The sequence below is a fragment of the Streptomyces katrae genome, assembly GCF_002028425.1.
GTDB lineage: Bacteria > Actinomycetota > Actinomycetes > Streptomycetales > Streptomycetaceae > Streptomyces > Streptomyces katrae_A.
In genome coordinates this window covers 5,404,508-5,424,094 of sequence record NZ_CP020042.1, presented here as the reverse complement: position 1 = coordinate 5,424,094, position 19,587 = coordinate 5,404,508, and the positions used below count along the sequence as shown (strand labels likewise).

At 72.8% G+C, this 19,587-nt stretch carries 18 protein-coding genes; 2 read left to right on the top strand and 16 right to left on the bottom strand.

What is annotated here, in order from left to right; genetic code table 11:
* Positions 1-2 precede the first annotated feature (2 nt).
* From B4U46_RS24910 to B4U46_RS24860, 11 genes are all read right to left on the bottom strand, one after another.
* The gene (locus tag B4U46_RS24910) at positions 3-524 is read right to left on the bottom strand and encodes a hypothetical protein (protein WP_420543167.1); all 522 of its coding nucleotides are present in this window, start codon (positions 522-524) and stop codon (positions 3-5) included.
* 83 nt (positions 525-607) lie between these two features.
* Complete coding sequence (gene gatB, locus B4U46_RS24905) at positions 608-2,119, bottom strand: Asp-tRNA(Asn)/Glu-tRNA(Gln) amidotransferase subunit GatB (RefSeq protein WP_079429905.1); 1,512 nt, start codon at positions 2,117-2,119, stop codon at positions 608-610.
* Between the two features lie 16 nt (positions 2,120-2,135).
* Positions 2,136-2,315 (bottom strand): hypothetical protein, encoded by a 180-nt coding sequence (locus B4U46_RS24900; RefSeq protein ID WP_237293363.1) that lies wholly within the window; start codon positions 2,313-2,315, stop codon positions 2,136-2,138.
* A 62-nt stretch (positions 2,316-2,377) separates the two neighbouring features.
* Positions 2,378-3,877 (bottom strand): Asp-tRNA(Asn)/Glu-tRNA(Gln) amidotransferase subunit GatA, encoded by a 1,500-nt coding sequence (gatA, locus tag B4U46_RS24895; RefSeq protein ID WP_079429903.1) that lies wholly within the window; start codon positions 3,875-3,877, stop codon positions 2,378-2,380.
* Positions 3,878-3,882: 5 nt separating this feature from the next.
* Complete coding sequence (gene gatC, locus B4U46_RS24890; RefSeq protein WP_007266718.1) at positions 3,883-4,179, bottom strand: Asp-tRNA(Asn)/Glu-tRNA(Gln) amidotransferase subunit GatC; 297 nt, start codon at positions 4,177-4,179, stop codon at positions 3,883-3,885.
* Between the two features lie 224 nt (positions 4,180-4,403).
* On the bottom strand, positions 4,404-6,584 hold the full coding sequence (locus B4U46_RS24885; RefSeq protein WP_237293119.1) for a putative bifunctional diguanylate cyclase/phosphodiesterase: 2,181 nt from the start codon (positions 6,582-6,584) through the stop codon (positions 4,404-4,406).
* Positions 6,585-6,941: 357 nt separating this feature from the next.
* Positions 6,942-9,143, bottom strand: a complete 2,202-nt coding sequence (gene ligA, locus B4U46_RS24880) for an NAD-dependent DNA ligase LigA (RefSeq protein WP_079429902.1) — start codon at positions 9,141-9,143, stop codon at positions 6,942-6,944.
* Between the two features lie 31 nt (positions 9,144-9,174).
* Positions 9,175-10,158 (bottom strand): methionine synthase, encoded by a 984-nt coding sequence (locus tag B4U46_RS24875; RefSeq protein ID WP_079429901.1) that lies wholly within the window; start codon positions 10,156-10,158, stop codon positions 9,175-9,177.
* A complete protein-coding gene (locus tag B4U46_RS24870; protein WP_079429900.1) occupies positions 10,155-10,844 on the bottom strand; it encodes an SDR family oxidoreductase in 690 nt (229 codons plus the stop codon). The genes B4U46_RS24875 and B4U46_RS24870 overlap by 4 nt, the downstream gene beginning before the upstream one ends.
* Positions 10,845-10,911: 67 nt before the next feature.
* A complete protein-coding gene (locus B4U46_RS24865; protein WP_079429899.1) occupies positions 10,912-11,256 on the bottom strand; it encodes a DUF1330 domain-containing protein in 345 nt (114 codons plus the stop codon).
* A 93-nt stretch (positions 11,257-11,349) separates the two neighbouring features.
* Positions 11,350-12,351, bottom strand: coding sequence for a GlxA family transcriptional regulator (locus B4U46_RS24860; RefSeq protein WP_237293117.1), 1,002 nt, complete (start codon positions 12,349-12,351; stop codon positions 11,350-11,352).
* Positions 12,352-12,515: 164 nt separating this feature from the next.
* On the opposite strand from B4U46_RS24860, the gene B4U46_RS24855 reads away from it, so the two are divergent.
* Positions 12,516-13,439, top strand: a complete 924-nt coding sequence (locus tag B4U46_RS24855) for an NADP-dependent oxidoreductase (protein ID WP_079429897.1) — start codon at positions 12,516-12,518, stop codon at positions 13,437-13,439.
* Between the two features lie 8 nt (positions 13,440-13,447).
* Here the strand turns inward: B4U46_RS24855 and mnmA are convergent, their stop codons facing one another.
* Positions 13,448-14,593, bottom strand: coding sequence for a tRNA 2-thiouridine(34) synthase MnmA (gene mnmA, locus B4U46_RS24850; protein WP_079429896.1), 1,146 nt, complete (start codon positions 14,591-14,593; stop codon positions 13,448-13,450).
* Positions 14,594-14,661: 68 nt separating this feature from the next.
* Between mnmA and B4U46_RS24845 the strand changes: the two genes are divergently transcribed.
* Entirely contained in the window at positions 14,662-15,330 is a 669-nt protein-coding gene (locus B4U46_RS24845; protein ID WP_100862824.1) for an N-acetylmuramoyl-L-alanine amidase, read from the top strand.
* A 218-nt stretch (positions 15,331-15,548) separates the two neighbouring features.
* Here B4U46_RS24845 and B4U46_RS24840 read toward each other — a convergent pair whose 3' ends face one another.
* The 4 genes from B4U46_RS24840 to B4U46_RS24825 form a co-directional block, all read right to left on the bottom strand.
* A complete protein-coding gene (locus B4U46_RS24840; protein WP_079429895.1) occupies positions 15,549-16,712 on the bottom strand; it encodes a cysteine desulfurase family protein in 1,164 nt (387 codons plus the stop codon).
* Positions 16,713-16,806: 94 nt separating this feature from the next.
* Positions 16,807-17,658, bottom strand: a complete 852-nt coding sequence (locus tag B4U46_RS24835) for a thioesterase family protein (protein WP_079429894.1) — start codon at positions 17,656-17,658, stop codon at positions 16,807-16,809.
* Between the two features lie 60 nt (positions 17,659-17,718).
* Positions 17,719-18,375: a trimeric intracellular cation channel family protein gene (locus B4U46_RS24830; RefSeq protein ID WP_079429893.1), complete on the bottom strand. Its 657-nt coding sequence runs from the start codon at positions 18,373-18,375 to the stop codon at positions 17,719-17,721.
* Between the two features lie 121 nt (positions 18,376-18,496).
* Complete coding sequence (locus tag B4U46_RS24825) at positions 18,497-19,582, bottom strand: ABC transporter ATP-binding protein (RefSeq protein ID WP_079431964.1); 1,086 nt, start codon at positions 19,580-19,582, stop codon at positions 18,497-18,499.
* Between the last annotated feature and the right edge of the window lie 5 nt (positions 19,583-19,587).

Below are 19,587 nucleotides of genomic sequence, written 5' to 3'. Positions count from 1 at the left end.
GCTCAGCCGGACGACACCCCGAGGTCCGCGCGCATGGCCGCGCGCATCTCCCGGAGCAGGTCCCAGATCGCCTGCTGGGCCCGGGAGACCGTCTCCATGGTCTCGCCCTCCTCGGGGGCGTCCCGCTCCAGGCGTTTGACCTGCCCGTAGACCAGGTTCAGGGCGTGGTTGACGGCGGTAGCGGGGCCGAGGACGGAGTCCGGGGCGATCATCTGCGCCTCCGAGTACGTGTCCCGGTGCGCGGCCTTCGCCGCGTCGAGCGCCTCCCGGTCCGCGTCCTCGATGCCGCGCTCCCGCATCGCGTGCAGGTGGCGGTTGAGCGCGGTGGTGAACTGCCGGGAGTCCCGGTTGAGGGCCGTGTAGCAGGCGCGCCGCAGCGCCAGGTTCTCCCGTACCTCCTCGTGCGCCCGCACGAGTTCTATCTCCCGCCGCTTCGCCCGCTCGGCTCCCCGCTGCGTGAGCAGCGCCCCGCCCAGCGTCCCCGCCACGCCCACGACGGCGATGACCATCGCCCCGATCTCCACCCGCATCCCCCTCCGCGCAAACGGGGGCGGCCCGTGCCGATCGGGTCGATCGGTACGGGCCGCCGCCTCACAGTCGTCCTGAACTACTCGGAGACGCCGAGCTTCTCCAGGATGAGCTCCTTGACTCGGGCCGCGTCGGCCTGGCCGCGGGTGGTCTTCATGACCGCGCCGACCAGGGCGCCGACGGCGGCGATCTTGCCGCCGCGGATCTTGTCGGCGATGGCCGCGTTGCCCGCGATGGCCTCGTCCACGGCCGCGCCCAGCGCGCCCTCGTCCGAGACGACCTTCAGGCCGCGCTTCTCGACGACCTCGTCCGGGGTGCCCTCGCCGGCGAGGACGCCCTCGATGACCTGGCGGGCCAGCTTGTCGTTCAGGTCGCCGGCCGCGACCAGGGCCGCGACACGGGCCACCTGGGCCGGGGTGATCGGCAGCTCGTCGACCGAGACGCCCTGCTCGTTGGCGTTGCGGGCCAGCTCGCCCATCCACCACTTGCGGGCGGCGGCCGAGTCGGCGCCCTCCTCGATCGTGGCGACGATGGAGTCCACCGCGCCCGCGTTGAGGATGGACTGCATGTCGTGCTCGCTCACGCCCCACTCCTCGCGGAGGCGGTTGCGGCGCACGCGCGGCATCTCCGGGAGGGCGGCGCGCAGCTCCTCGACCCAGGCGCGGGCCGGGGCGACGGGGACCAGGTCGGGCTCCGGGAAGTACCGGTAGTCCTCGGCGTTGTCCTTGATGCGGCCGGCCGTGGTGGAGCCGTCCTCCTCGTGGAAGTGCCGGGTCTCCTGCACGATGGAGCCGCCCGACGAGAGCACCGCCGCGTGGCGCTGGATCTCGAAGCGGGCCGCGCGCTCGACGGAGCGCAGCGAGTTGACGTTCTTCGTCTCCGAACGGGTGCCGAATTCCTTCGTCCCGTTCGGGCGCAGCGACAGGTTGACGTCGCAGCGCATCTGGCCCTTGTCCATGCGGGCCTCGGAGACGCCGAGCGCCTTGATGACCTCGCGGAGCTCCGCCACGTACGCCTTGGCGACCTCGGGGGCCCGCTCGCCGGCGCCCTCGATCGGCTTGGTGACGATCTCGATGAGGGGGATGCCGGCGCGGTTGTAGTCCAGCAGGGAGTGGGACGCGCCGTGGATACGGCCGGTGGCGCCGCCGACGTGCAGCGACTTGCCGGTGTCCTCCTCCATGTGGGCGCGCTCGATCTCCACGCGGAAGACCTCGCCGTCCTCCAGCTGGACGTCCAGGTAGCCGTTGAAGGCGATCGGCTCGTCGTACTGGGAGGTCTGGAAGTTCTTCGGCATGTCCGGATAGAAGTAGTTCTTCCGGGCGAAGCGGCACCACTCGGCGATCTCGCAGTTCAGCGCGAGACCGATCTTGACGGCGGACTCGACGCCGATCGCGTTGACGACCGGGAGCGAGCCGGGGAGACCGAGGCAGGTGGGGCAGGTCTGCGAGTTGGGCTCGGCGCCCAGCTCGGTGGAGCAGCCGCAGAACATCTTGGTCTTGGTGCCGAGCTCGACATGGACCTCAAGGCCCATGACGGGGTCGTACGACGCGAGGGCGTCCTCGTACGACAGCAGTTCGGTGAAGGTGGTCACGGTGAAACTTTCCCTCTCAGCCCAGCAGGACGTCGTCGTCGCCCAGGCGCTTCAGCTCGCGGTACAGGATCGCGAGGCCGGTGACGATGGCGGCGGCGGACACGACGGCGTCGACGAGCTGCAGCGTGTCGTGCTCGGTGCGGGCCTTGCGGGCCTGCTTGATCACGCTGAAGGCACCGAAGGCGGTGGTGCCCATCGACAGGTAGGTCCCGGCCTTCGACTTCTTGAAGCCCTTGGCCTTGGACAGTGCACTGGAACTCACAGCGACGGAGCCTCCTCAAGCAGCGGGTGGCCCCAGCGCTCGACGAAGGCGGCCTCGACGGCCGCGCCGACCTTGTAGAGACGGTCGTCCTTCATCGCCGGGGCGATGATCTGCAGACCCACCGGCAGGCCGTCCTCCGGTGCCAGGCCGCAGGGCAGCGACATGGCGGAGTTGCCGGCCAGGTTGGTCGGGATGGTGCACAGGTCCGCGAGGTACATCGCCAGCGGGTCGTCGGTGCGCTCACCGATGGCGAAGGCGGTGGTCGGGGTCGTCGGGGAGACGATCACGTCGACCTGCTCGAAGGACTTCTCGAAGTCCTTCGAGATGAGCGTGCGGACCTTCTGGGCGGAGCCGTAGTACGCGTCGTAGTAGCCGGAGCTGAGCGCGTACGTGCCGAGGATGATGCGGCGCTTGACCTCGTCGCCGAAGCCGGCTTCGCGGGTCAGGGCGGTGACGTCCTCGGCGGACCTCGTACCGTCGTCGCCGACGCGCAGGCCGTAGCGCATGGCGTCGAAGCGGGCCAGGTTGGAGGAGCACTCGGACGGCGCGATCAGGTAGTACGCGGCCATGGCGAGGTCGAAGGACGGGCAGTCCAGCTCGACGATCTCGGCGCCGAGCTCCTTGAGGAGCTCGACCGACTCGTCGAAGCGCTGCACGACGCCGGCCTGGTAGCCCTCGCCGCGGAACTGCTTGACCACGCCGACGCGCATGCCGGCGACGGAGCCGTTGCGGGCGGCCTCGACGACCGGCGGGACCGGGGCGTCGATGGAGGTGGAGTCGAGCGGGTCGTGGCCGGCGATGACCTCGTGGAGGAGGGCCGCGTCCAGGACCGTACGGGCGCACGGGCCGCCCTGGTCCAGGGAGGAGGAGAAGGCCACCATGCCGTAGCGGGAGACGCCGCCGTAGGTGGGCTTCACGCCGACGGTGCCGGTGACGGCGGCGGGCTGGCGGATGGAGCCGCCGGTGTCCGTGCCGATGGCGAGTGGGGCCTGGAAGGCGGCCAGGGCGGCCGCGGAGCCGCCGCCGGAGCCGCCGGGGATCTTGGTGAGGTCCCACGGGTTGCCGGTCGGGCCGTACGCGCTGTTCTCGGTGGAGGACCCCATGGCGAACTCGTCCATGTTGGTCTTGCCGAGGATGACGACGTCGGCTTCCTTGAGCTTGCGCGTCAGGGTGGCGTCGTAGGGCGGGATCCAGCCTTCGAGGATCTTCGAACCGACGGTGGTCGGGACGCCGACCGTGGTGAAGATGTCCTTGAGGGCGAGCGGGACGCCGGCCAGCGGGCCGAGCTTCTCGCCCGCGGCGCGCTTGGCGTCCACGGCACGGGCCTGCGCGAGGGCGCCCTCGCGGTCGACGTGGAGGAAGGCGTGGACCTTCTCGTCGGTCGCGTCGATACGGGCGAGGTGGGCCTCGGTGACCTCGACGGCCGTCAGCTCGCCGGAGGCGATCTTCTCGGCGGTCTCGGCGGCCGTCAGCTTGATGATGTGGGTGTCAGCCATGGTGATTAGTCCTCCCCCAGGATCTGCGGCACCTTGAAACGCTGCTGCTCCTGGGCGGGAGCGCCGGAAAGCGCCTGCTCGGGGGTGAGCGAGGGACGGACCTCGTCCGCACGCATGACGTTCGTCAGCGGGAGCGGGTGGGAGGTCGGCGGGACGTCTTGGTCGGCGACCTCGGAAACGCGGGCGACCGCGCCGATGATGTCGTCGAGCTGTCCGGCGAAGTGGTCGAGCTCTTCGCTCTTCAGCTCCAGACGCGCCAGCCGAGCGAGGTGGGCGACCTCCTCGCGCGTGATGCCAGGCATGCAGCGATCCTCTGGGGGTGGTGAGTGTGTGGTTTCGGACCCAATCCTATGGGGCCCGGCCCTGGACCTGGTAAACGGTTTGCCGGTGGGCCGGGGCACGGGGGGCGTGCCGCTGCGCGGAGCCGTCTCCCCGCCCGGCCCTTTCTCCGTTTCCTGGGGCTCCGCCCCAGACCCCGCGCCTCAAACGCCGGCGAGGCTATAGACAGCCCCGCGCAGCGGCGACGTCACGGGGCCGGGGTGTCGGCTGCGGCGGCGAGTTCCGCCGTGATGTCCGCCGGGCGGCGCCAGCCGCGTTCGCCCCGGGCCAGGAGCCAGGCCGTGGCCTCCTGGGGCGGCATCGCGGCGGCCACCAGCCAGCCCTGGACCGCGTCGCAGCCCAGGTCCCGCAGGCGTTCCCACGTCTCGTCGTCCTCGACGCCCTCCGCGACGACCAGGAGGCCCAGGGAGTGGGCCAGGTCGACCGTGCAGCGGACGATCTCCGCGTCCTGGGCGTCGACCGCCAGCCGGGCCACGAACGAGCGGTCGATCTTCAGCTCGCTCACCGGGAGGCGGCGCAGGTGGACGAGGGAGGAGTAGCCCGTGCCGAAGTCGTCCAGCGACATCTTGACGCCGTGGCCCGTGAGGCCCGCCATGGTGTCGGCCGCGCGCTGCGGGTCCTCCAGCAGGACGTGTTCCGTTATCTCCAGCTGGAGGCCGCTCGCCGGCACCCCGTGGCGGGCCAGGCGGGCCGCCACGGCGCCCGCGAAGCCGGGGGTGTGGACGTCGCGCGGGGAGACGTTGACCGCGACCGGGACCTTCAGGCCCTGGGCGCGCCAGCGGGCGACCTGGGCCAGGGCGGTCTCCAGGACGTACTCGGTCAGGTGCGGCATCAGGCCGGAGGTCTCGGCGATGGCGATGAACTCGTCGGGAGGGACCCGGCCGCGTTCCGGGTGGACCCAGCGGACCAGGGCTTCGAGGCCGGCCACCTGGCCGTCGAAGCGGACCTTGGGCTGGTAGTGGAGTTCCACCTCGCCCGCGTCCAGGGCGCGGCGCAGGTCGCCCAGGAGCCCGAGGCGGTCGGGCGTGTTGCTGTCGCGTTTGGACTCGTAGACCTCCACGCCCGTGCGGTCCCGCTTGGCCTGGTACATGGCGACGTCGGCCCGGCGCAGCAGGCCTTCCGCGTCCAGGGCGTGCTCGGGGAAGACGGCGAGGCCCGCGCTGGCCTCCAGGACGAGGGTCAGCCCGTCCAGGTCCAGCGGGGAGCTGAGCTCGGCGACCAGGTGGCGGGCGACCCGCTGGGCGCTGGTGGTGGAGTCGGTGGTGGGCAGGAGGACCGCGAACTCGTCGCCGCCGAGTCGGGCCGCCTCCGCATCCTGCGGGAGGGCCTGGCGCAGGCGGGCGGCGATCTGGAGGAGGAGCCGGTCGCCGGCGAGGTGGCCGAGGGTGTCGTTGACGGCGCGGAAGCGGTCCAGGTCGATCAGCACAAGAGCTGACCGGGTGCCCAAACGTTCAGCCTCGTCCAGCGCGGTCCAGGTCCGCTCCAGCAGCCACTGCCGGTTCGGCAGCCCGGTCAGCGGGTCGCGCAGCTGCTCCTCGGCGCGGGCCCGGGCGATCCACAGCGTGGAGTCGAGGGCGATGAGCGGTACGGCGAACAGCGGCAGCAGCACGGGCTGGGTGCTGGCGACCACGCAGATCAGCGGGGCGATGCCGAGCAGGGCGGCCGCCACCAGGGCCTGGCGCAGGAGGGCGGTGCGGGCCACCGTGGGCAGACCGCCGCCGGGCGGGGTGAGCGCGAACCACAGCAGGACCCGGGTGACGAGGAGGTAGGCGACGGCCACCAGGGCCACCTCGGGCGCGGCGGCCAGGTCCCAGGTGGTGGGCAGCCACGGCGACTCCACGCTGGGCGCGTCCCCGAAGGCCGCCAGGACGAGGGCGCCGGCGCCGATGCCGAGGATGTCGACGCAGCCGTGCAGCAGCCCTTGCCGCCAGCGGTGCCGGCGCGCGGCCCCGACGAGGGAGACCACCGCCAGCGAGACCAGTCCGGCGGGGACCCAGCCGTAGAGGATGAGCACGCCGAGGGTGAGGGCGGCGCCCGAGCCCGTACCGCCCCACCAGCGGTCCCGGCCGAGGGCGACGAGGTGGCCGACGATGATGCCGGTGAGCAGGGCCAGCGCCCAGCCGACCGGGCCGCCCGGGAACAGCGCCTGACGGGCGGTCAGCGCGGCGGCGATCCCGCCCGCGAGCACCACGGCGGCGACGCCCACGACGGCCGCGGGCAGCACGGTGCGCCGCTGCTGCCCCGCTCCGCTGTCCAGGGGACGGGTCTGCGGTGTCCTGGCACCCAGGACACCGAGCCGGGCCGCCCGCAAGGACGGGTGTTCCCCGCCGAATTCAGGTGACGGGTCGGCGCTTTCGGTGGGTTTCATGCCCGTCCCTCTCACAGCCGGCGATGCCGATGTCGCGCGATGGCCCCGATGTCATGCCCTCACGGCTGGAAGGCACCTCAGGCAGCCGCGCACGACAGGCGCACCCCACAACAGTAGGACGGGAGAGGCTCCCAGGGGCAGCAGTCGGCGGTGGTTGCCCGAATGCGACCCAGCCATCCTCATCAGTACGGTATCCGCCGAACGGGTGAGTTTGGACCAGGACCCCCCCGTCACCCCTCCGATGATCCGACAGCTCACCGGCCTTCGACCAGCCGTGTACCGGCCGTTTACCACCGGGCGCCGCGCCGGGCGTGCGCCCGCCCGTACGGCCGCCCGCCGCGCATCCGTTCGCGGTGTTTACTCCCCTTGGGCCGCGCCGTCCAGCGGGAGCGCCGCCTCGCGGGCCGCGTCGGGCCCCTGTTCGAGCAGGACGGCGAAACCGGCGTCGTCGAGGATGGGGAGCTTCAGCTGGACGGCCTTGTCGTACTTCGAGCCGGGGTTGTCGCCGGCCACGACGAAGGAGGTCTTCTTCGACACCGAGCCGGTCACCTTGGCGCCCCGGCTCTGCAGGGCCTCCTTGGCGCCGTCACGGGTGTGGCTCTGGAGGGTGCCCGTGACGACGACGGTCAGGCCCTCCAGCGGGCGCGGGCCCTCCTCCTCGCCGGAACCTTCCTCCTCCATGCGCACACCGGCCGCCCGCCACTTGCGGAGGATCTCCTGGTGCCAGTCGACGGCGAACCATTCCTTCAGGGAGGCGGCGATGATCGCGCCGACGCCCTCGGTCGCGGTCAGCTCCTCCTCGGTGGCCTGTTCGATGCGGTCGATCGACCGGAACTCGCGGGCCAGGGCCTCCGCGGCGACCGGGCCGACGTGCCGGATGGAGAGGCCGTTGATGATCCGGGCCAGCGGGCGCTGCTTGGCGGCGGCGATGTTCTCCAGCATGGCCAGGGCGTTCTTCTTCGGCTCGCCCTTCTGGTTGGCGAAGACCGTGACGATCTTCTCCTCGCCCGTCTTCGGGTCCCGCTTGGGCAGCCCGCTGTCCTGGTCGAGGACGTACGCCTTGATGGGCAGCAGCTGCTCGATGGTGAGGTCGAAGAGGTCGCCCTCGTCGCGCAGCGGCGGCTGCGCCGGCTCCAGGGGGCCGGTGAGGGCGGCGGCGGCCACCATGCCGAAGTTCTCGATGTCCAGGGACTGCCGCCCGGCCAGGTAGAACAGCCGTTCGCGCAACTGGGCAGGGCAGCTCTGCCCGTTGGGGCAGCGGACGTCGATGTCGCCCTCCTTCATCGGGCGCAGGGGCGTCCCGCACTCGGGGCACTCGGCCGGCATCACGAACTCCCGCTCGCTGCCGTCGCGCAGGTCCACCACCGGGCCCAGGATCTCGGGGATGACGTCGCCCGCCTTGCGCAGCACGACGGTGTCCCCGATGAGGACTCCCTTGGCCTTGACGACCTCCTGGTTGTGCAGCGTCGCGAACTCGACCTCGGAGCCGGCCACCGTCACGGGCTCGACCTGCGCGTACGGGGTGACGCGCCCGGTGCGGCCGACGCCGACCTTGATGTCGATCAGCTTGGTGTTGACCTCTTCCGGGGCGTACTTCCAGGCGATCGCCCAGCGCGGGGCGCGGGCCGTGGAGCCGAGGCGGCCCTGGAGGGCGATCTCGTCCAGCTTGACGACCACCCCGTCGATCTCGTGCTCCACGGAGTGCCGGTTCTCGCCGAAGCGGGCGATGAACGCGCGCACCTCCTCCAGGGAGGACACCACCTCGTTGTGCCGGGCGGTGGGCAGGCCCCACTCGCGCAGCAGCTCGTACGCCTGCGACTGGCGCTCGATCTCGAAGCCCTCGCGGGCGCCGATGCCGTGCACCACCATGTGGAGCGGACGGGTCGCGGTGACCTTGGGGTCCTTCTGGCGCAGCGACCCGGCCGCGGCGTTGCGCGGGTTGGCGAAGGGCTTGCCCTCGGCCTCCACCAGGCGGGCGTTGAGCTCCTCGAACTTCTCCATCGGGAAGTACACCTCGCCGCGGATCTCCACGAGCGCCGGGATCCGGTCCCCCTTGAGGCGGTCCGGGATCTCGGCGATGGTGCGGACGTTGGGCGTGATGTCCTCGCCCGTGCGGCCGTCGCCACGGGTGGCGGCGCGGGTCAGGCGGCCGTTCTCGTAGGTGAGGTTGACCGCGAGGCCGTCCACCTTGAGCTCGCACAGGTAGTGGTAGTCCGGGGTGTTCACGTCCCTGGCGACCCGCTCGGCCCAGGCGGACAGCTCCTCGTCGTCGAAGGCGTTGTCGAGGGAGAGCATCCGCTCGCGGTGCTCGACCGAGGCGAAGTCCGTCTCGTACGCCCCGGCGACCTTCTGGGTGGGCGAGTCGGGCGTGCGCAGCTCGGGGTACTGCTCCTCCAGGGCCTCCAGTGAGCGCAGCAGCTGGTCGAACTCGGCGTCGCTGACGACCGGCTGGTCGTTCACGTAGTACCGGAAGCGGTGCTCCTCGACCTGCTCCGCGAGCAGCTGGTGCTGCTCGCGCGCCGCCGTCGGTACTGCCGTGTCCTGCTGTTCGGCTGCCATGCCGTGTCCTCCCGTGGCCCGTCCTCGACCGTCACTCAGGGTTGTCGGCGAGTGACCTCGCCGCCCTGACGCAGTGGGCCTGCGCCGCGCGGGCGTACGCGGGCGAGGCGCCCGCCAGGCCGCACGACGGGGTGACCGTGACGGACTCGGCGAGAGTCCCCGGGGCCAGCCCCAGCCTGCGCCAAAGCTTCCTGACACCCATGACGCTACCGCCCGGGTCCGACAACGGGCCGTCGGTGCCCGGCACCACTCCGGCGAAGAGTTTCATGCCGCCCTCGACGGCCTCGCCGATGGCGTCGTCCTCGCGCTCGGTGAGCAGGGAGAAATCGAACGAGACGGCCGCGGCGCCGGCCCGGCGCAGCAGGGCGAAGGGCACGCCGGGCGCGCAGGAGTGCACGACGACCTCCCCGTCGTGGACGGAGAAGAGGTCGCGCAGGGTGCTCTCGACGACCTGCCGGTCCACCGCCCGGTAGGTGCGGTAGCCGCTGGCGGAGCGCACCCGGCCGCTCAGCACGGCGGTGAGCGAGGGCTCGTCGTACTGGAGCACGATCTCGGCGCCGGGGACGCGCTTGCGGACATCGGCGAGGTGGCCGCGCAGGCCCTCGGCGAGGGAGGCGGCCAGGTCGCGGCAGGCTCCGGCGTCCTGGAGGACGGCCTCACCGCCGTGCAGTTCGAGGGCGGCGGCCAGGGTCCACGGGCCGACGGCCTGGACCTTGAGCCTGCCGGTGTAGCCCTGGGTGAACTCCTCCAGCGCGTCGAGGTCTTCGCCGAGCCAGGAGCGGGCCCGCCGGGTGTCGCGGCCGGGGCGGTCGCTGATCCGCCAGCCGCTGGGCTCGACGTGGGCGTAGAGGTCGACGAGCAGCCCGAGGGAGCGGCCGATCATGTCGGCGCCGGGTCCGCGGGCGGGGAGTTCGGGCAGGTACGGGAAGTCCTCGAAGGAGCCCGTGGCGGTCTTGGCGGCCTCGCGGGCGTCGCCGCCCGGCAGGGATCCGACGCCGGTGGCACCCCCGGTCATCGGCCGGGCCTGACGCTCAGGTCGTTGACCTCGGCGTCGCGCGGCAGGTCGACGGCCATGACGATGGTGGTGGCCACCGACTCGGGGTCGATCCAGTCGGCGGGGTCGTACTCCTTGCCCTCCTGCGAGTGGACCTTGGCCTGCATGGGGCTGGCGGTGCGGCCGGGGTAGACGGAGGTGACGCGGATGCCGTTGGCCTTCTCCTCGCCGCGCAGGGAGTCGGCGAGGGCCTTGAGGCCGTGCTTGGAGGCCGCGTAGGCGCTCCAGTCGGCGTGGGCGGTCAGGCCGGCGCCGGAGTTGACGAAGACGACGGTCGCCTTGGAGGCCCGCAGGGTGGGCAGCAGCAGGCGGGTGACCTCGGCGGGGGCGATCAGGTTGACGTTGAGCTGCTGGTGCCAGGTCTTGGGGCGCAGCTCGCCGACGGGGCCGAGGTCGACGATCCCGGCGATGTGCAGGAGGGAGTCGATCCGCTCGGGCATCGGCTGCTTGGAGAAGGCCCACGACAGCCGGTCGGGGTCCGCGAGGTCGCCGACGAGGGTCCGCGCGCCGGGGTAGCGCTCGACGAGCTGCCGGGCGCGGCCGGCGTCACGGGCGAGCAGGACGAGGTCGTCGCCGCGGGCGTGCAGGCGGGCGGCGACTGCGGCGCCGATGCCGGAGCCGGCGCCGGTGATCAGGTGAGTAGGCATACGGCCATGCTCGCACCCCGCGCCCGCCGCCGGCCCCGCCACCCGGGGCCGGCCGGCGCGGGCGGCGTCAGAGCCCGGCGGACTCGCGGAGGGCCGCGGCCGTCTTCGTGGCGTCGTAGCCCGCCGGGACGCCCTCGACCAGGAGGATGTCGGCGCTGATGTGGCGGGTGCGCAGGGGCAGGATCTCCTGGTAGGCGGGGGACGCGTACCAGGCGCGGGCGCGCTCGATGTCCGGGAAGGCGATGATCACGAGGTCGCCGGGGAAGGAGCCCTCCAGGACCTCGACCGGGTTGCCGTGGACGAGGAAGCGGCCCTCGAAGGGGTCCATCGTGGCCTGGATGGTCTCGATGTAGCGGAGGATCTCCTCGTTCATCGTCTCGGGACGTATGTGGCCGATGGCGTAGGCAGTCATGTCTGGCTCCCGATTCCCTTGTCCGGACGGCTTGTTGATCTCATCCTGGCAGGGCGGGGCGGGCCGGTCGATTACCCCCGGGGTCATGGCGGGTCATCCGGGCCGGCCGGCCGGGGCGGCGGGCCGGAAGGTCCTGCGGTAGGCGACAGGAGAGACGCCGAGGGCCGTGCGCATGTGCTGGCGCAGGGAGTTGGCGGTGCCGAAGCCCGCCCGGTGCGCGACCAGGTCGACGGGCAGGTCGCTGGACTCCAGCAGCTGGCGGGCGACCTCCAGGCGCTGGCCGGTGAGCCACTGGACGGGGGTCATGCCGACCTCGTCGCGGAAGCGCCGGGTGAAGGTGCGCAGGCTCATCCGGGCGTGGGCGGCGAGCTCGGCGAGGGTGACCGGCTCGGCGAGCCGTTCCAGGGCCCAGGCGCGGGTGGCGGTGGTGGTGGCGACCGTGGGGGCGGGGACGGGGCGGTCGATGTACTGGGCCTGCCCGCCGTCGCGCCAGGGCGGTACGACGCACAGCCGGGCGGCGCGGTTGGCGACGGCGGTGCCGTGGTCCTGGCGGACCAGGTAGAGGCAGAGGTCCACGCCCGCGGCGACTCCGGCGGAGGTGAGGACGTCGCCGTCGTCGACGAAGAGCACTTCGTCGTCCAGCCGGACGCGCGGGAAGGCCCGCTGGAACTCGGGGGCGTGCAGCCAGTGGGTGGTGGCGGGGCGGCCGTCGAGGAGTCCGGCGGCGGCGAGGACGTAGGAGCCCGTGCAGATGGACACCAGGCGGGTGCCGGGCCGGATGGCGGCGAGGGCGTCCACCAGGGCCTGCGGGAGCGGGGCGCCGTGCGCGAGCTCGTCCATGGCGTGGGTGGGCGGGATGATCACGGTGTCGGCGGCGGCGAGGGCTTCCGGGCCGGCCGCGACGCCCACGGTGAAGCCCGCGTCGCTGGCGACGGGCTGCCCGTCGGCGGTGCAGACGGTGATCTCGTAGAGCGGCTGCCCGGCGTTGTCGAAGGCGTTGCCGAAGACCCGTGAGGGGATGCCGAGCTCGAAGGGCGGGACGCCCTCCAGGGCGAGGACCGCGATCCGGTGCCGTGCGGGCGTGCTGCTCTCCATGGCCAGATCCTGTCGCATAGTGGCTGTCTGGCCACCACCATACGCCTCCTCCGCCCGCCAGTCTGGTGTCGTCGCCCGGAGAACCCGGGCGAAACCATGCGAAACCATGCACGACGGCCCGGTACCAGCAGTACGGGGCCGCAGTACGACCAGAGGAGACATCCATGCGTGCCGTCGTCGTCAGCCGGTGGGGCGGACCCGAGGTGCTCACCGCGACCGAGACCGACCGGCCGGAACCCCAGCCGGGCGAGATCCTGGTGCGGGTCCACGCGGCCGGGGTCAACCCGGTGGACTGGAAGACCCGCGAGAGCGGCGGGCTCATCACCTGGGGCCCCGTCCCGGCGGTGGGCTGGGACGTGTCCGGGACCGTCGAGGCGGTGGGCGGCGGGGTCACCCTCTTCCGCCCGGGCGACGAGGTCTTCGGCATGCCCCGCTTCCCCCACCAGGCGGGCGCGTACGCCGAGTACGTGACCGCCCCGGCCCGGCAGTTCGTCTGGAAGCCGAAGGGCATCAACCACGTCGGCGCGGCCGCCCTGCCGCTCGCGGCGCTGACGGCCTGGCAGGCGCTGGTGGACACCGCCCGCGTCGGGGCCGGACAGCGGGTGCTGGTGCACGCCGCGGCCGGCGGGGTCGGGCACCTGGCCGTGCAGATCGCCAAGGCGCGCGGGGCGTACGTGATCGGCACCGCGAGCGCGGGCAAGCACGGGCTGCTGCGCGAGCTGGGCGCCGACGAGCTGATCGACTACCGGACCACGGACTTCACCGAGGCGGTGTCGGACGTGGACGTGGTGATCGACTCGATCGGCGGGGACTACGGGCACCGCTCGCTGAAGGTCCTCAAGCCCGGCGGGCACCTGGTCACCCTGCCCTCGCCCGACGACGTCCCTGCGGACGCGCAGGGCGTCCACACCGGCTGGACGCTGGTGGAGCCCGACTACCGGGGCCTGGTCCAGATCGCCGCACTGGTCGAGGAGGGGAAGCTGCGGCCCGTCATCGACACGGTCCTCCCGCTGGAGGAGGCCGCCCGCGCCCACGAGCTCGGCGAGCGGGGCCGGACCACCGGCAAGATCGTCCTGACGGTGGTCTGACCCGAGCCTCAGGCGGAGGCGGAGGCTGCGGTCGTGGCCCGGGTGGTGGTGGCGATGGTGGCGGAGCCGACCACGCGGGTGCCGTCGTAGAGCACGATCGCCTGGCCGGGGGCCACGCCGCGGACCGGCTCGGTGAAGCGGACGCGCAGCTCGCCGTCCACGACCTCGGCGAAGACCTCGGTCTCGCCGCCGTGGGCGCGCAGCTGGGCGGTGTAGGTGCCCGCGGCGGCCTCGGTGGCGCCGCACCAGCGGGGGCGGATCGCGGTGAGCGCGGTGACGTCGAGGGCCTCGGCGGGGCCGACGGTGACGGTGTTGTTCACCGGGGAGATGTCGAGGACGTAGCGGGGCTTGCCGTCGGGGGCCGGGTGGCCGATGCGCAGGCCCTTGCGCTGGCCGATGGTGAAGCCGTAGGCCCCGTCGTGGGTGCCGACCTTCTGGCCGGTCGCCTCGTCGACGATGTCCCCCTCGGCCTTGCCGAGGCGCTTGGCGAGGAAGCCCTGGGTGTCTCCGTCGGCGATGAAGCAGATGTCGTGGCTGTCGGGCTTCTTCGCCACGGCCAGGCCGCGGCGCTCGGCCTCGGCACGGATCTCGTCCTTGGTGGTGACGGTGTCGCCGAGCGGGAAGAGGGCGTGGGCCAGCTGCTTCTCGTCGAGGACGCCGAGGACGTAGGACTGGTCCTTGGCAAGGTCGGAGGCACGGTGCATCTCGCGCGTGCCGTCCTCCTTCTCCACGATGGTCGCGTAGTGGCCGGTGCACACGGCGTCGAAGCCGAGGGCGAGGGCCTTGTCGAGGAGGGCCGCGAACTTGATCTTCTCGTTGCAGCGCAGGCACGGGTTCGGGGTGCGCCCGGCCTCGTACTCGGCGACGAAGTCCTCGACGACGTCCTCGCGGAAGCGCTCGGCGAGGTCCCAGCAGTAGAAGGGGATGCCGATGACGTCGGCGGCGCGGCGGGCGTCGCGCGAGTCCTCGATGGTGCAGCAGCCGCGGGCGCCGGTCCGGAAGGACTGCGGGTTCGCGGAGAGCGCCAGGTGGACGCCCGTGACGTCGTGCCCGGCCTCGACCGCGCGCGCGGCGGCGACGGCGGAGTCCACGCCGCCGGACATGGCGGCGAGGACGCGGAGGGGGCGGGCTGTGCGCGGCAGGTTCTCAGTCATAGCGCCTTCCAGGGTACGGGGAACCGCGCGGGGTCACAGCGCGTTATCGGCGGTGGGGGGTGGATCACATGGCCGAGAAGGGGAAGGGCGGGGGCCGGACCCGGCGGGCGGTGCTGTTCGGCGGGCTCGGGGCGCTCGCGGTGGGGGCCCTGGCGGCGCAGGACGAGATCAGGCGGGCCTGGTGGCTACTGCCGGGGGTGAGCAAGCCGCGCGTCGAGGGGGCGGTGGACTTCCCGGGGGTGGGCTGGACGGCGGCCTCGCCGGCGAACTGGAGGCTGGCGGACCGGCCCGACGACTACCGGGTGGACCGGATCGTCGTGCATGTCACGCAGGGGGACTTCGCCTCGTCGGTGGGCGCTTTCCAGAATCCGTTCCACAAGGCGTCGGCGCACTACATAGTCCGCCAGGACGGGCATGTGGAGCAGATGGTCCGCGAGCTGGACGTCGCCTTCCATGCCGGGAACCGGTCCATGAACGAGCGCAGCATCGGCATCGAGCACGAGGGCTTCATCGACCGCCCGCAGGACTTCACGGACGCGCTGTACGCGGCGTCGGCGCGGCTGGCGGCGGACGTCTGCCGGAGGTACGGCATACCGGTGGACCGCAAGCACCTCCTGGGGCACTCGGAGGTCCCGGGCGCCGACCACACCGACCCGGGACCGCACTGGGACTGGGACCGCTACCTGCGCATGGTCCGGGAGGAACTGGCCCGGACCGGTCCCCCCAAGTCCGGCTAGGGCCTACGGCGGCCGGGCCGGGATGGCCGACCTGGGGCCGGCCCTGCCCGGCCCGGCCTAGTGCTGTGACCGGAAAGGTTCACCGCCTCACGGCGCCCGGCACGGCACCTCGCTGCGTTGTCGGACCGCGCAAGTACGTCCAGTACGAGCCGCGGCCCTCCGCCTTGCGATGCACCGCACCGGACACCGCGAACCGGCAAACCTTTCCGGCCACAGCACTAGCTCAGGCCGGCCGTGCGGGCGCGGGCCACCGCCGGGCCGATGGCCGCCGCGACGGCGGCCACGTCCTCCTTGGTGGAGGTGTGCCCCAGCGAGAAGCGGAGGGTGCCGCGGGCCAGCTGGGGGTCGGTGCCGGTGGCGAGCAGGACGTGGCTGGGCTGGGCGACGCCCGCGGTGCAGGCGGAGCCGGTCGAGCACTCGATGCCCTGCGCGTCCAGGAGCAGCAGCAGGGAGTCCCCCTCGCAGCCGGGGAAGCTGAAATGGGCGTTGGCCGGGAGCCGGTCCTCGGGGTCGCCGCCGAGGACGGCGTCGGGGACGGCCGCCAGGACGGCGCGGACCAGCTCGTCGCGGAGCGCGCCGATCTCGGCGGCGAACCGCTCGCGCCGCTCGGCGGCGAGTACGGCGGCCACCGCGAAGGCGGCGATGGCGGGCACGTCGAGGGTCCCGGAGCGGACGTGCCGCTCCTGGCCGCCGCCGTGCAGGACGGGGACCGGGCTCTGGTCGCGGCCGAGGAGCAGCGCGCCGATGCCGTAGGGGCCGCCGATCTTGTGGCCGCTGACGGTCATCGCGGCGAGGCCGCTGTCGCCGAAGCGGACGTCGAGCTGTCCGACGGCCTGGACGGCGTCCGAGTGCAGCGGGACGCCGTGCTCCCGGGCGATGGCGGCCAGCTCGCGGACCGGCATGACGGTGCCGATCTCGTTGTTGGCCCACATCACGGTGGCCAGGGCGATGTCGTCGGGGCCGCGCTCGACGGCCTCGCGGAAGGCCTCGGGGCGGACGCGGCCGTAGGAGTCGACGGGCAGGTATTCGACGTCGGCCCCTTCGTGCTCGGCGAGCCAGTGGACGGCGTCGAGGACGGCGTGGTGCTCGACGGGGCTGGCGAGGACACGGGTGCGGGCCGGGTCGGCGTCGTGGCGGGCCCAGTAGAGCCCCTTGACGGCGAGGTTGTCGGCCTCGGTGCCGCCGGCGGTGAAGACCACCTCGCTGGGGCGGCCGCCGAGCGCTTCGGCGAGGGCTTCGCGGGCCTCCTCGACGGTGCGGCGGGCGCGGCGGCCTGCGGCGTGCAGGGAGGAGGCGTTACCGGTGGCGGCGAACTGCGCGGTCATCGCCGCGGCGGCTTCCGGGAGCATCGGTGTGGTCGCGGCGTGGTCGAGGTAGGCCATGGTTTTTTGATTCTACGAGCCGCCCGGCCCGCCGGGCCCCGCCCGGGTCGGGTTGGTCCGGCCACGGGGCGGGGCGGGGCGGGCGCGCGGGCCCCTACCGCGGTGCGCGGGCCAGCTGGCGGGACTGGGCCACCAGGCGGTCCTCCGCGTCCCAGACCTCCGCGTCCTCCTCCAGGAAGCCTCCCGCGAGGTTGCGGGTGACGATGCCGATGCGCAGGGGTCCGGGGGCGGGGCGGTGGCGGATGTGGGTGGTGAGTTCGACTGTCGGGGCCCAGCCCAGGAGGCCGAGGTCGAAGGCGGTCGGGGGAAGGGCGTCCACCGCGAGGAGCAGGGACAGGGGGTCCGCGTCGCGGCCGTCGGCCAGCTCGAACCAGGCCCGCATCTCGCCCTTGCCCGAGGGCGCCCCGACGGCCCAGCCCGCCGTCGCCGGGTCCAGCCTCAGCCGGAGCCGGTCCACGATGGCGCTGCTGCCCGGGATCGGGGCCGGCCCGGCCTCGGCGCCGAGGCAGTCCTCGTAGGCGGGCATGACGGGCGGCCGGGCCACGGTGTGGACGCTGTCGGGGAGCGTCGCGAGGTCGCCGTACGAGGCGAGGACGCGGATGCGCTCGACCTCGGCGCCGTTCTCGTCGTACTGGAAGAGGGAGGCCTGGCCGGTGGAGAGGGTGCGGCCGACCCTGACGACCTCGGTGCGGATCACGGCGGGGCCGGGCACGGAGGAGGTCAGGTAGTGGGCCGAGACCGTGAAGGGGTCCGGGTGCGGCAGGGCCGCCGACAGGGCCCGGCCGACCAGGGCCAGCAGGTAGCCGCCGTTGACGGCGGTGATGATCGTCCAGCCGGCGGAGAGTTCCGCGTCGTACACCCCGGGCTCGCCCGCGCGGGGCGTGATGGTGGTGTCGCGGTCGAATTCGCTGTCGCCGATGGATGCCTTGGCCGCTGCATGTGACATGAAAACGACGGTACACGCGGAAGCTACTAAGCGGTAGCTTTTGTTTTGGGGGTGGAGGACCTAGGGTTCTTCGGCCACCGAGGAGCGGCGGTTCCAGGCCAGCGGGGCCCGCCAGTGGAACTGCATCGCCAGGATGCGCAGAACGAAGGTGGTGACGGTCGCCAGGGCGCTCGTCAGGGGGTTCAGCACGTCGAAGCTGATGAAGAGGGCCACCATCGAGGCGCCGACCACGGCGGGGACGGCGTACATCTCGCGGTCGCGCAGCAGCGAGGGCACCTCGTTGGCGATGACGTCGCGCAGGACGCCGCCGCCGACGGCGGTGGCCACGCCCAGGGCGGCGGAGGAGGTCAGGCCGAGGCCGTACTCGTAGGCCTTGGTGGTGCCGGACACGCAGAACAGGCCGAGGCCGGCTGCGTCACAGACGTTGATGGCCCGGTTGATGCGCTGGACCTCGGGGTGGAGGAAGAAGACCAGCGCGGCGGCGAGCAGCGGCGTCACGAAGAAGCTGAGCTCGCTGAAGGCGGCGGGCGGGACGGCGCCGATGCACAGGTCGCGGAAGAGACCGCCGCCGAGGGCGGTGACGAGGGCGAGCACGGCGATGCCGAAGACGTCGAAGTTCTTGCGGACGGCGAGGAGGGCGCCGGCCAGGGCGAAGACGAAGATGCCCGCGAGGTCCAGAGCGTGCTGGATGCCGGGCGGGAAGAGATCGTGGAGCACGTCTCATTGTCGCCCGGCGGGCGGGGCGCGCCTGCCAGGGGCTCCGCCGGTGGGTGGGGCGGGTCGGGTCGGGGGCCGCTGCGCGGAGCGGTCCCCGACCCGCCCTTTCACCGTTTCCGCTTCAGACGCCGGCGGGGCTGGGGGCGTCGGCGGGGCTGGATTCCGCCGTCGCCGGGGCGTTCTCCGGGTGGTGGCAGGCCACCTGGTGGCCCGTCTTGAGGGCGACCAGCGGCGGGTCCTGGGTCTTGCAGACCTCCGTGGCCTTCCAGCAGCGCGTGTGGAAACGGCAGCCGGGCGGCGGGGAGATCGGGGAGGGGACGTCGCCCTTGAGGAGGATGCGGCCGCTCTTGACCCCGCGGCGCCTGGGGTCCGGGACCGGGACGGCGGAGAGCAGGGCGTTCGTGTACGGGTGCATCGGGGACTCGTACAGGGACTTGCGGTCGGCCAGCTCCACGATCTTGCCGAGGTACATCACCGCGATGCGGTCCGAGACGTGCCGGATGACCGAGAGGTCGTGCGCGATGATCACGTACGTGAGGCCGAGCTCCTGCTGGAGGTCGTCCAGCAGGTTGACCACCTGGGCCTGGATCGAGACGTCCAGTGCCGAGACCGGCTCGTCCGCGACGACGAGCTTCGGCTTGAGGGCCAGGGCGCGGGCGATGCCGATGCGCTGGCGCTGGCCGCCGGAGAACTCGTGCGGGTAGCGGTTGTAGTGCTCCGGGTTCAGGCCGACCAGGGACAGGAGGCGCTGGACCTCCGCCTTGACCCCGCCTTCCGGAGTGACCCCCTGGAGGTTGAAGGGGGCCGAGACGATCGCGCCGACCGTGTGGCGCGGGTTCAGGGAGCCGTAGGGGTCCTGGAAGATCATCTGCACGTCGCGGCGCAGCGGGCGCATCTGGGAGACGCCGAGGTGGGTGATGTCCCGGCCCTCGAACTCGATGCGGCCGCCGGTCGGCTCCAGCAGGCGGGTGATGAGGCGGCCCATCGTCGACTTGCCGCAGCCGGACTCGCCGACGACGCCGAGGGTCTCGCCGCGCCGGACCTCGAAGTCGATCCCGTCGACGGCCTTGACCGCCCCGCTCTCCCGGCGCAGCAGCCCCTTGTTGAGTGGGAAGTGCTTGACCAGTCCGGTCACCTTCAGGAGCGCGTCGGCCTCGGCGGCCTGCGCGGAGTCCTTGGCGGAGTCCTTGGCGGAGTCCTTGTTCATGTCGG

Bases quoted from the DNA above. Each gene is read 5' to 3' on its own strand.
- B4U46_RS24900 (WP_237293363.1), bottom strand. From the start codon at position 2,315: ATGGGCACCACCGCCTTCGGTGCCTTCAGCGTGATCAAGCAGGCCCGC.
- gatA (WP_079429903.1), bottom strand. From the start codon at position 3,877: ATGGCTGACACCCACATCATCAAGCTGACGGCCGCCGAGACCGCCGAG.
- gatC (WP_007266718.1), bottom strand. From the start codon at position 4,179: ATGCCTGGCATCACGCGCGAGGAGGTCGCCCACCTCGCTCGGCTGGCG.
- B4U46_RS24885 (WP_237293119.1), bottom strand. From the start codon at position 6,584: ATGAAACCCACCGAAAGCGCCGACCCGTCACCTGAATTCGGCGGGGAA.
- ligA (WP_079429902.1), bottom strand. From the start codon at position 9,143: ATGGCAGCCGAACAGCAGGACACGGCAGTACCGACGGCGGCGCGCGAG.
- B4U46_RS24875 (WP_079429901.1), bottom strand. From the start codon at position 10,158: ATGACCGGGGGTGCCACCGGCGTCGGATCCCTGCCGGGCGGCGACGCC.
- B4U46_RS24870 (WP_079429900.1), bottom strand. From the start codon at position 10,844: ATGCCTACTCACCTGATCACCGGCGCCGGCTCCGGCATCGGCGCCGCA.
- B4U46_RS24865 (WP_079429899.1), bottom strand. From the start codon at position 11,256: ATGACTGCCTACGCCATCGGCCACATACGTCCCGAGACGATGAACGAG.
- B4U46_RS24860 (WP_237293117.1), bottom strand. From the start codon at position 12,351: ATGGAGAGCAGCACGCCCGCACGGCACCGGATCGCGGTCCTCGCCCTG.
- B4U46_RS24855 (WP_079429897.1), top strand. From the start codon at position 12,516: ATGCGTGCCGTCGTCGTCAGCCGGTGGGGCGGACCCGAGGTGCTCACC.
- mnmA (WP_079429896.1), bottom strand. From the start codon at position 14,593: ATGACTGAGAACCTGCCGCGCACAGCCCGCCCCCTCCGCGTCCTCGCC.
- B4U46_RS24845 (WP_100862824.1), top strand. From the start codon at position 14,662: ATGGCCGAGAAGGGGAAGGGCGGGGGCCGGACCCGGCGGGCGGTGCTG.
- B4U46_RS24840 (WP_079429895.1), bottom strand. From the start codon at position 16,712: ATGGCCTACCTCGACCACGCCGCGACCACACCGATGCTCCCGGAAGCC.
- B4U46_RS24835 (WP_079429894.1), bottom strand. From the start codon at position 17,658: ATGTCACATGCAGCGGCCAAGGCATCCATCGGCGACAGCGAATTCGAC.
- B4U46_RS24825 (WP_079431964.1), bottom strand. From the start codon at position 19,582: ATGAACAAGGACTCCGCCAAGGACTCCGCCAAGGACTCCGCGCAGGCC.